Origin of the sequence: Hyphomicrobium sp. (assembly GCF_020852195.1) — a bacterium.
Lineage (GTDB): Bacteria > Pseudomonadota > Alphaproteobacteria > Rhizobiales > Hyphomicrobiaceae > Hyphomicrobium_C.
Window position 1 is genome coordinate 24,484 of the sequence record NZ_JADZBI010000064.1, and the last position, 8,473, is coordinate 32,956.

Annotated in this window: 10 protein-coding genes and 1 tRNA gene; 4 read left to right on the top strand and 7 right to left on the bottom strand. The window is 66.6% G+C overall.

Annotation, left to right across the window (positions count from 1 at the left end; genetic code table 11):
• Position 1 precedes the first annotated feature (1 nt).
• Complete coding sequence (msrQ, locus tag IT540_RS04850) at positions 2-709, top strand: protein-methionine-sulfoxide reductase heme-binding subunit MsrQ (RefSeq protein WP_291174043.1); 708 nt, start codon at positions 2-4, stop codon at positions 707-709.
• Complete coding sequence (gene msrB, locus IT540_RS04855) at positions 706-1,092, top strand: peptide-methionine (R)-S-oxide reductase MsrB (RefSeq protein ID WP_291174045.1); 387 nt, start codon at positions 706-708, stop codon at positions 1,090-1,092. The genes msrQ and msrB overlap by 4 nt, the downstream gene beginning before the upstream one ends.
• A gap of 142 nt (positions 1,093-1,234) precedes the next feature.
• Here msrB and IT540_RS04860 read toward each other — a convergent pair whose 3' ends face one another.
• From IT540_RS04860 to IT540_RS04870, 3 genes are all read right to left on the bottom strand, one after another.
• On the bottom strand, positions 1,235-1,780 hold the full coding sequence (locus IT540_RS04860) for a YcgN family cysteine cluster protein (protein ID WP_291174047.1): 546 nt from the start codon (positions 1,778-1,780) through the stop codon (positions 1,235-1,237).
• Between the two features lie 26 nt (positions 1,781-1,806).
• A complete protein-coding gene (locus tag IT540_RS04865) occupies positions 1,807-2,862 on the bottom strand; it encodes a P1 family peptidase (RefSeq protein WP_291174048.1) in 1,056 nt (351 codons plus the stop codon).
• A 37-nt stretch (positions 2,863-2,899) separates the two neighbouring features.
• Positions 2,900-2,986 (bottom strand) — tRNA-Leu (locus tag IT540_RS04870).
• 207 nt (positions 2,987-3,193) lie between these two features.
• On the opposite strand from IT540_RS04870, the gene IT540_RS04875 reads away from it, so the two are divergent.
• Complete coding sequence (locus IT540_RS04875) at positions 3,194-3,757, top strand: tail fiber protein (protein ID WP_291174050.1); 564 nt, start codon at positions 3,194-3,196, stop codon at positions 3,755-3,757.
• Between the two features lie 7 nt (positions 3,758-3,764).
• On the opposite strand, the gene IT540_RS04880 is transcribed toward IT540_RS04875, so the two are convergent.
• The 4 genes from IT540_RS04880 to IT540_RS04895 all read right to left on the bottom strand — a co-directional run bounded on the left by IT540_RS04880 (position 3,765) and on the right by IT540_RS04895 (position 7,237).
• Complete coding sequence (locus tag IT540_RS04880) at positions 3,765-4,115, bottom strand: hypothetical protein (protein ID WP_291174052.1); 351 nt, start codon at positions 4,113-4,115, stop codon at positions 3,765-3,767.
• A gap of 155 nt (positions 4,116-4,270) precedes the next feature.
• Positions 4,271-4,660, bottom strand: coding sequence for a hypothetical protein (locus tag IT540_RS04885; protein ID WP_291174055.1), 390 nt, complete (start codon positions 4,658-4,660; stop codon positions 4,271-4,273).
• Between the two features lie 126 nt (positions 4,661-4,786).
• On the bottom strand, positions 4,787-6,790 hold the full coding sequence (locus tag IT540_RS04890; protein WP_291174057.1) for a protein meaA: 2,004 nt from the start codon (positions 6,788-6,790) through the stop codon (positions 4,787-4,789).
• Positions 6,791-6,886: 96 nt separating this feature from the next.
• Positions 6,887-7,237, bottom strand: a complete 351-nt coding sequence (locus IT540_RS04895) for a hypothetical protein (protein WP_291174059.1) — start codon at positions 7,235-7,237, stop codon at positions 6,887-6,889.
• Positions 7,238-7,638: 401 nt separating this feature from the next.
• Between IT540_RS04895 and ccrA the strand changes: the two genes are divergently transcribed.
• On the top strand, positions 7,639-8,473 hold an 835-nt coding region (gene ccrA / locus IT540_RS04900), incomplete at its 3' end, for a crotonyl-CoA carboxylase/reductase (RefSeq protein WP_291174061.1).

Below are 8,473 nucleotides of genomic sequence, written 5' to 3' on the forward strand. Positions count from 1 at the left end.
CATGTCGGAGACATGCCTTCGGCATGATGGGAGAGGGACCGCGGCTGCAAGCCACGCGAAGGCTTCGGCTCGAGAAGGATTCGCTCGTTGGTGGCCGACATGGCTCGGGCCGGGGAGCTGGGGGCTCTACGCGCTCGGGCTCACGCCGGCGGCGTGGACGTTCTATCTCGCCGTCACCGATCAACTCGGCGCGGACCCGCTCAAGGTGCTCGAGCGGTCGCTCGGGCTGTGGGCGCTGCGCTTCCTCATCGTCGGCCTCGCCATCACGCCGCTCAGGCGCGTCGGCGGGCCGAACTTCATCCGCTACCGGCGCACGGTCGGGATCCTGGCCTTCCTCTACGCACTCCTCCACGTAACGGTCTACGTGTGGCTCGACCAGGGGCTCGACATCGGGCTCATCTGGAAGGACATCGTCAAGCGTCCCTATATTACGGTCGGGCTCTTGAGTTTCCTGATCCTGATCCCGCTGGCGGCCACGTCGAATGCCGCCATGATCAAACGCATGGGCGGCGCGGCCTGGCAGCGGCTGCACCGCTGGGTCTACCTTGCCGCAGCGGCCGCGGCGCTGCACTTCATCATGCTGGTGAAGGCGTGGCCGGTGGAGCCGTTCGTCTATGCGGCGATCGTTGCCGGCCTCTTGATCTTCCGGGCCGCGGACCGGCGCAGGCCACAAACCAGAAACGTCACCACGAACCGAGGACGTCCATGACCAAAACCCACGACGACGCCTACTGGCGCGAGAGGCTCACGCCCGAGCAGTACAATGTGCTGCGCAAGGGCGGCACCGAGCGGCCGTTCACGGGCGAGCACCTCAACACGCACGCCGATGGCACGTTCACCTGCGCGGCGTGCGGCGCCCAGCTTTTCTCGTCGGATACCAAGTTCGAGTCCGGCACCGGCTGGCCATCCTTCGATCAGGCACTGCCGGGCGCGATCAGCTATCACCGGGACGCCTCACACGGCATGGTGCGGACGGAGGTGCGCTGCGCCAACTGCGAGTCCCATCTTGGGCACGTGTTCGAGGACGGGCCGACGGGAACCGGCAAGCGCTATTGCATCAACTCCGTGTGCCTGAACCACCAGAAGGAATAACGCCGAGCTCAAAAGACATACCCCGCCGAGGTGCCTTGCGGCACCTGAGCGGGGCAGCACCTCTCGGCGCCTAACGGTCACCATTGCTGACGACCGTCTGCGGAGACAACGCGGACCTGCAACACCGGGTTCCCGAGGCCGCTCAGCCGGCCTCGCCGATGATATAGCGGGCGATCTCGGCCTCGCGCACGCCCTTCTCGCTGCGGACCCAGCCGCGCACGGAGACGCCGGCCTGGTGCACGGTCTCGGGATCGCCCGAGATGAGCGGATGCCACCAGGCGAGCCCGCGGCCCTCATGGAGGCGGCGATAGGCGCAGCTCTCCGGCAGCCACTTGAGCTTGCGCACGGCCTTCATGTCGATCGAGAGGCAATCGGACATGCGCGCAAACCGGTTCGCGTAGTCCTTGCAGCGGCAGGATCCGATATCGAGCAGGCTGCAGGCGAGGCGCGTCAGGAAGACGTTGCCGGTGTCCTCGTCCTCGATCTTGACGAGGCAGCATTGCCCGCAGCCGTCGCACAGCGAATCCCATTCGTCAGGCGACATGTCCTTCAGCCGCTTGGTCTCCCAGAAGGGCTTCTCCTCGCCGTCCGCGGCCCACACCGCGGGGTCGGCGCCGGAGTCGCCCTCGTCCGCGGGGCGGCGCTTCGGGGCGCTGCGCCGACGTGCTTGGCACGGCTGCTCCTTCATCCTCATCGCCCGGCTGGACTGTCTGCTCACGTGCCTGCGCCCTCGAACGGAAATTTGGACCGATAGCTTACGGCGTCACCGAGATTGTCCGCCGCGTAGACGCCCCGCGCGACGGCGCGCGCGACGCAGTCGGCCGCGACCGAGCCGATGCGCATGAGCTGCATCAGGCGGTCGAGCGGGCTCGTCGAGAGCTCCGCCTTGCCGGTCGCGAGCACGAATATCACGTCGCCGTCGACATGCGAATGGATCGGGCGGAGCGAACGGGCGAGCCCGTCCTGGGCCATGATGGCGATGCGGCGTGCCTCGGCCTTGGTCAGTGCCGCGTTGGTCGCGACGACGCCGATGGTCGTGTTGCCGCCCGCAGCGGGAGGCGCCACGTCGAGGCGGCTCGCGGCAAACGGCTCGGCCGCGGAGACGGGCGGCAGTGGGCTCGGCCATCCGCGGCCGCCGAACTCGCCGTCGAGCTCGTAAGGGGCAGCCCAGAAGTGCCCGGTTCCGGGAATGACGGCCGAGCCGAACGCGTTGACCGCGATGAGAGCGCCGATCTCGACGTCTCCGTCGATGGCGCTTGCGGAGCCCAGCCCGCCCTTGAGGTTGCCGGCCATGGCGCCCATGCCGGCACCGACATTGCCGAGAGCGAAATCGCGCGCGGCACTCTCACAGGCGCGCATGCCCCATTCGCGATAGGGCGGCGTCTCGCCCCAGTCCTTGTCGCCGCCGTTGGGAAGGTCGAACAGAATGGCGCCCGGCACAACGGGGGACACGCGCGTGGTGTCGCCCGTCAGTCGAAATCCGCGATCGCGCGCGCCGAGCCACGCGACGGCGCCGGACATGGCCTCGAGGCCGTAGACCGATCCGCCGGAGAGCACGATGCCCTCGACGGCATCGACGAGGCAGGTCGGATCGAGCGCGTCCGTCTCGCGCGTGCCGGGTGCGCCGCCGCGCACGTCGCAGGCGGCGACCGTGCGCTGATCCGGCAGCACGACGGTCACGCCGCTGCGCACCGCCCGCGAGTCCACGTTGCCAACGGCTATGCCGCCAACATCGGTGATGAGGTTGCGCGGTCCGGGACGGATGGTCACGCGGACGGATCCTCCTCAAAGGTCGGCGTCGAACGAATGGTGCCCCTGGCCCGACTCGAACGGGCACGTCATTGCTGACAACAGATTTTGAGTCTGCCGCGTCTACCGATTCCGCCACAGGGGCTGTGAGCGATTAGCGTCTACCTGTGGCCTCCCGCCGTTGCAAGGCTCGTATTGCACGCCGGCAGCAAGTCTCCAAAGGAACGACGAGGGGCTCCGTGTGCGGCAAGCCCCGCACGGGCTCGTCGCAAGACCTCCCGTTATACAATCTTAGATTGAATCTATTGATACCATGATTGCAATCTATGCGTGTATAACCAGGGAGGCTTCCATGCCGGATACAGAACAAGTCGAAGCCATGATCCAGGAGCTCACGGCGCCGTCCGAAAAGCCCGTGAGCCTCATCGGAGCGCTCGTCTACTGGTGCGGTCCGATCAACGACGCCGTGGCGGCGCTGGAGAAGCAGGGCTTCCTCTACTGCGACGGACGCGAAGTCGAGCAGGCGCGGTATTCGAAGCTGTGGTCGGTGCTGAAGGATGCGTATGGCTATCCAGGCCTGCCGACGCGCCCCGGAATGTTTCGTCTCCCAGACTTTCGCGGGCGGGCCGCGATCGGAGCCGGCCAGGGATTCGGGCTCAAGGGGAGCTACAAGCTCGGCGCATACCTCGGTGCGGAAACGCACCAGCTCAGCGTCGCCGAGCTGCCCGCGCACACCCATCGCTTCGCCTTCCACGACACGTCGCATCACAACACGCCGAAGCATGTGGACTACTCGCCTGACGAGTACGGTACTTATCATCCGCAGGAGCGCGAGACGCACGCGACGGGCGGAAACCAGCCCCACAACAACATGCAGCCCAGCGTGACAGTGAACGTTTTGATACGGTGGCGCTAGGCGCGGGCTATTTCCACGAATAGGTGACGCGGCCGGTGCCGTGGACATGCTCGGCGACCTGAACGTGATCGCCGACGTGGGGATCAGTCTTCTTGAGCGCGAGGACATGAACCATGCGTCCGTCGTCGAGCTTCACGTCGACGGCAAGACCTTCCTCGATGGCTCGCGTCGAGCCGCCGACGACGGGACCGACGGCCGTGACCACGCCCGGCACATGGCGCGTCTCGACGGTGGCGTCGAGGCCGGTCGCCCACAGGCCACCCGCAATGCAGGCCAGAACGCCGACGCCGGCAGCAGCCAGCTTGGCCCGCTGCCACCAAAGCTGTTGCTCAAGCCGTCGTCTCGTCTCATCGCGCATGTCGGGTGCTGCTCCGCCGGGGTTCTGGTGAGACCGATGATTCACGCTTCGGACTGATAAGGTCCGAAGCGATCATGGTCAAAATCGTCGAGGCGGCGCCCGCCCCGTGCGTTCGGGCGCCTGTATAGACCCACGCGGGCGGAATGCGAAGAGGATCAAGGATGCGAGACGCGGGTCGGGGCCGGCGGGGAGCGGAGCCCGGAGCCTGGGCCATCCCATTCATAGACGGTCATGTAGTCGAACAGCATGGCGCGCTGGCGGAGCGTGATGCGGTCGCCCACCGCCGGGAGCACGGGCGCGTCTCCGATGCGGACCGAGGCGCCGCTGTCGAGCTTGACCTCGATGAATGGATAAACATGGCCCGTCTCGTCATTGAGACGCCAGTCCGCGCTTTCCACGGTGCCGGCGACCTGCCGCTCGTCCCGAGCCGACCGGTGATAGATGAAAAAGCCCGCGACCAAGACCCCCATCGCTATGAGCGCGGGTGTCCAGCCGGTGAGCCCTAGCCATTGCCGGCGATCGAGCCGTGCACGCGTTTCCCGCATGCCCCCCTCCCCAGAGCAGGTTGCTCTTCCTTGGAGTCGCCCCCCGACGCCACAAACATGTGCCCGATTCTTGGCCAAAGTCTGGCCGCGCCGTGGCGCTCGCTTGTCCGGCGGACGTGCAAGCGCTCAGGCGGCCTTCTCCTGCCCTTCGACCAGGCGGACAATGTCGGCCATGATGTCGTTGAGCTGGAAGTCCTTGGGTGTATAGACAGCGGCCACGCCGAAGCCCTTGAGCTTCACCTCATCCTCGGGCGGGATGATGCCGCCGACAACGACCGGCACGTCGTTGAGCCCTTCCTTGCGCATGCGCTCCATGACCTCGCCCACGAGCGGCAGGTGCGAGCCCGAGAGGATGGAGAGGCCGACGACGTGAACGCTTTCGTCGACCGCAGCGCGGACAATCTGCGTCGGCGTGAGCCGGATGCCTTCGTAGACGACCTCCATGCCGACGTCGCGGGCGCGGACGGCGATCTGCTCGGCGCCGTTCGAATGGCCGTCGAGGCCGGGCTTGCCGACCAGGAACTTGATGCGCCGGCCGAGCTTCGCGGAGACCGCGTCGACCGCGGCGCGCACGCCGTCAAGCTCCGTACCGGCGCGCTCCGGCGCGGCCTGGGCGACACCGGTGGGCGCGCGGTACTCGCCGAACACGCGCCTCAGCGTCGTGCCCCACTCGCCGGTGGTGACACCCGCCTTGGCGCAGGCGATCGAGCTTTCCATGATGTTGCGGCCTTCCTTGGCGGCCGCCTCGAGATCGGCAAGCGTCTTGGCCACGGCCTTGGCATCGCGCGCGGCGCGCCACGCCTTGAGACGCTCCACCTGCTCGGCCTCGACGGCGGGGTCGACGACCATGATCGCGCCCTCGCCAGCGGTGAGCGGCGACGGCTCCGTCTCCGTCCAGCGGTTGACGCCGACCACCACCAGCTCGCCGGTCTCGATCTGGCGCAGGCGCGCCGAGTTGCTCTCGACCAGCCGGCGCTTCATGTAGTCGATGGCGGCGATGGCGCCGCCCATGCGCTCGATGGTGGCGAGCTCGGCCTTCGCCTGCTCCTTGAGCTGCTCGACCTTGCGCGTGATCTCGGCGGAGCCGTCGAAAATATCGCCGTACTCGAGCAGGTCGGTCTCGTAGGCCACGATCTGCTGCATGCGCAGCGACCACTGCTGGTCCCACGGGCGCGGAAGCCCGAGCGCCTCGTTCCATGCCGGAAGCTGCACGGCGCGGGCGCGGGCGTTCTTGGACAACGTGACCGCCATCATCTCGAGCAGGATGCGATAGACGTTGTTCTCCGGCTGCGGCTCGGTGAGGCCGAGGCTATTCACCTGCACGCCGTACCGGAACATGCGGTTCTTGGGGTCGGTCACGCCATAGCGCTCGCGCGTGATCTCGTCCCACAGCTCGCCGAATGCGCGCATCTTGCAGATCTCGGTGATGAAGCGCATGCCGGCATTGACGAAGAAGGATACGCGGCCGACCACGGTGCCGAACTCGGCCTCGGGCACCTCGCCCGAGGCCTTGACTGTGTCGAGCACGGCAAGGGCGGTGGCCAGCGCGTAGGAGAGCTCCTGCACCGGAGTCGCACCCGCCTCCTGCAGATGGTAGGAGCAGACGTTGGTCGGGTTCCACTTGGGAACCTCGCGATAGGAGAAGACGATCGTATCCTTGATCAGGCGCAGCGAGGGCTCCGGCGGGAACACGTAGGTGCCGCGCGACAGATATTCCTTGATGATGTCGTTCTGAATCGTGCCCGTCAGCTTCGTGCGCGAAGCGTCCGTCTCGTCGGCGGTGGCGATGTAGAGCGACAACAGCCACGCGGCAGTGGCGTTGATGGTCATGGACGTGTTCATCTGGTCGAGGGGGATGCCCTCGAGCAGGCGGCGCATGTCGCCCAGGTGCGAGACCGGCACGCCGACCTTGCCCACCTCGCCCTTGGCCAGCTCGTGGTCGGAGTCGTAGCCGGTCTGCGTCGGAAGGTCGAAGGCGATGGAAAGGCCCGTCTGACCCTTGGCCAGGTTTTTCCGATAAAGCTCGTTCGACTTGGCCGCCGTAGAATGGCCGGCATAGGTGCGGAACAGCCAGGGCTTGTCCCGCTCCGGGCCTTTGCCTGACGTTCCTGCGACCTTCTTATCCGACATCCTTAAATCCTCACCCGCACTCCCACGTCCCATAGCGTACCGGCCGCCGGGCGCAAGGCAAAAGTCTAATCGTCACGGGGGAGAGGGCGTTCCGGGTCAGCGTGGCGCGGCGTTGGTGAGCGGCGTGCGGATGCGCGTCACGGCATCGACGAGGCGCACGAGCGCGATCATCGCGAGCAGCGCCACCATCATGCCGAGCGTCGCCCAGACGGTAACGTTGACCGTCTTTTCCGTGCTGGCGACGAGACCCCACGTGGCCGCCGTGTATATCCCCGCAAGGCCCCCGCAGAAAACGGCCGGGGCAAAGACGTTGGCAAGGCTCTTCACCGGAAGCATGGCGCGCATGACGACGAACACCACCAGCGTCAACGCGCCGACGATCCAATAGCTCATGGCGTCCGCAGCCGCGATGTCGCGCAGGACCTTGAAAACGTCCTCGTGGCTCATGATCCTCTCCGGCTGCGGTTCGAGACGTCGTCGGGCGGAAAGTCCTATCGCGTGTTCATTAACTCTTCGTTCGACCGCCGTCGGTGGCAGAGACATCCCGACGCTGCCCGATTTTCTTGCGCCGCGGCGCAGGCGCGCCGGCCTTCCAGGGCCTCGACGGAACCGGGGTAAAATCTAGCTCTTTGTTTTGGCGAGGATTCGTGCGCCAAGCCCCCGTTCCGGTCGGATGAGTGCCCGTTCGGAAAGCACTCTCCGAGCGCGCCTCGACATCCCCGCGACAAACTCTTGATTGCGGCGCGAAAAAGTGCTTGAAACGGAGGCCGAAAGGTACGGAGGGGCGCCCCGGGCAGCATCAGCCGGCCTTGGGGGAGCCTTACTTCGCGTCAGGGAGAGACGAGAGCATGTCGAGCCAGAGCGCCGCAACCAAAGGCAGCACCGCAGCACCTACTGCGCCTTCCGTGGTCGAGGCCAAGAAAGATCTCTACGAAATCGGCGAGATTCCGCCGCTCGGCCACGTGCCGAAGAACATGTATGCCTGGGCCATCCGCGCGGAGCGCCATGGCGAGCCGGACAAGGCGATGCAGGTGGAGGTGCTGCCCACGTGGGAGCTCGACAGCCACGACGTGCTCGTTCTCGTTATGGCGGCGGGCGTCAACTACAACGGCGTCTGGGCCTCGCTCGGCACGCCGATCTCACCGATCAACGATGTGCACAAGAACCCCTACCATGTGGCGGGCTCAGACGCGTCGGGCATCGTGTGGGCGGTCGGCTCCAAGGTGAAGCGGTGGAAGGTCGGCGACGAGGTCGTCATCCACTGCAACCAGGACGACGGCGACGACGAGGAGTGTAACGGCGGCGATCCGATGTTCTCGCCCAGCCAGCGCATCTGGGGCTACGAGACGCCGGACGGCAGCTTCGCGCAGTTCTGCCGCGTGCAGGACCGCCAGCTTCTCGAGCGGCCGAGGCATCTCACGTGGGAGGAGGCAGCCTGCTACACGCTGACGCTCGCCACCGCCTACCGCATGCTGTTCGGCCATCGCCCGCACGTGCTGCGTCCGGGCCATAACGTGCTCGTGTGGGGCGCCTCGGGCGGCCTCGGCTCGTTCGCGGTGCAGCTCTGCGCCACCTCGGGCGCCAACGCCATCGGCGTCGTCAGCGAGGACGACAAGCGCGACTTCGTGCTGCAGCTTGGCGCCAAGGGTGTGATCAACCGCAAGAACTTCAAGTGCTGGGGGC

What these genes read in the sequence shown, in the direction of transcription:
- msrQ (WP_291174043.1), top strand. Translation starts at nt 2, where the DNA reads ATGTCGGAGACATGCCTTCGGCATGATGGGAGAGGGACCGCGGCTGCA.
- msrB (WP_291174045.1), top strand. Translation starts at nt 706, where the DNA reads ATGACCAAAACCCACGACGACGCCTACTGGCGCGAGAGGCTCACGCCC.
- IT540_RS04860 (WP_291174047.1), bottom strand. Translation starts at nt 1,780, where the DNA reads ATGAAGGAGCAGCCGTGCCAAGCACGTCGGCGCAGCGCCCCGAAGCGC.
- IT540_RS04875 (WP_291174050.1), top strand. Translation starts at nt 3,194, where the DNA reads ATGCCGGATACAGAACAAGTCGAAGCCATGATCCAGGAGCTCACGGCG.
- IT540_RS04880 (WP_291174052.1), bottom strand. Translation starts at nt 4,115, where the DNA reads ATGCGCGATGAGACGAGACGACGGCTTGAGCAACAGCTTTGGTGGCAG.
- IT540_RS04885 (WP_291174055.1), bottom strand. Translation starts at nt 4,660, where the DNA reads ATGCGGGAAACGCGTGCACGGCTCGATCGCCGGCAATGGCTAGGGCTC.
- IT540_RS04890 (WP_291174057.1), bottom strand. Translation starts at nt 6,790, where the DNA reads ATGTCGGATAAGAAGGTCGCAGGAACGTCAGGCAAAGGCCCGGAGCGG.
- IT540_RS04895 (WP_291174059.1), bottom strand. Translation starts at nt 7,237, where the DNA reads ATGAGCCACGAGGACGTTTTCAAGGTCCTGCGCGACATCGCGGCTGCG.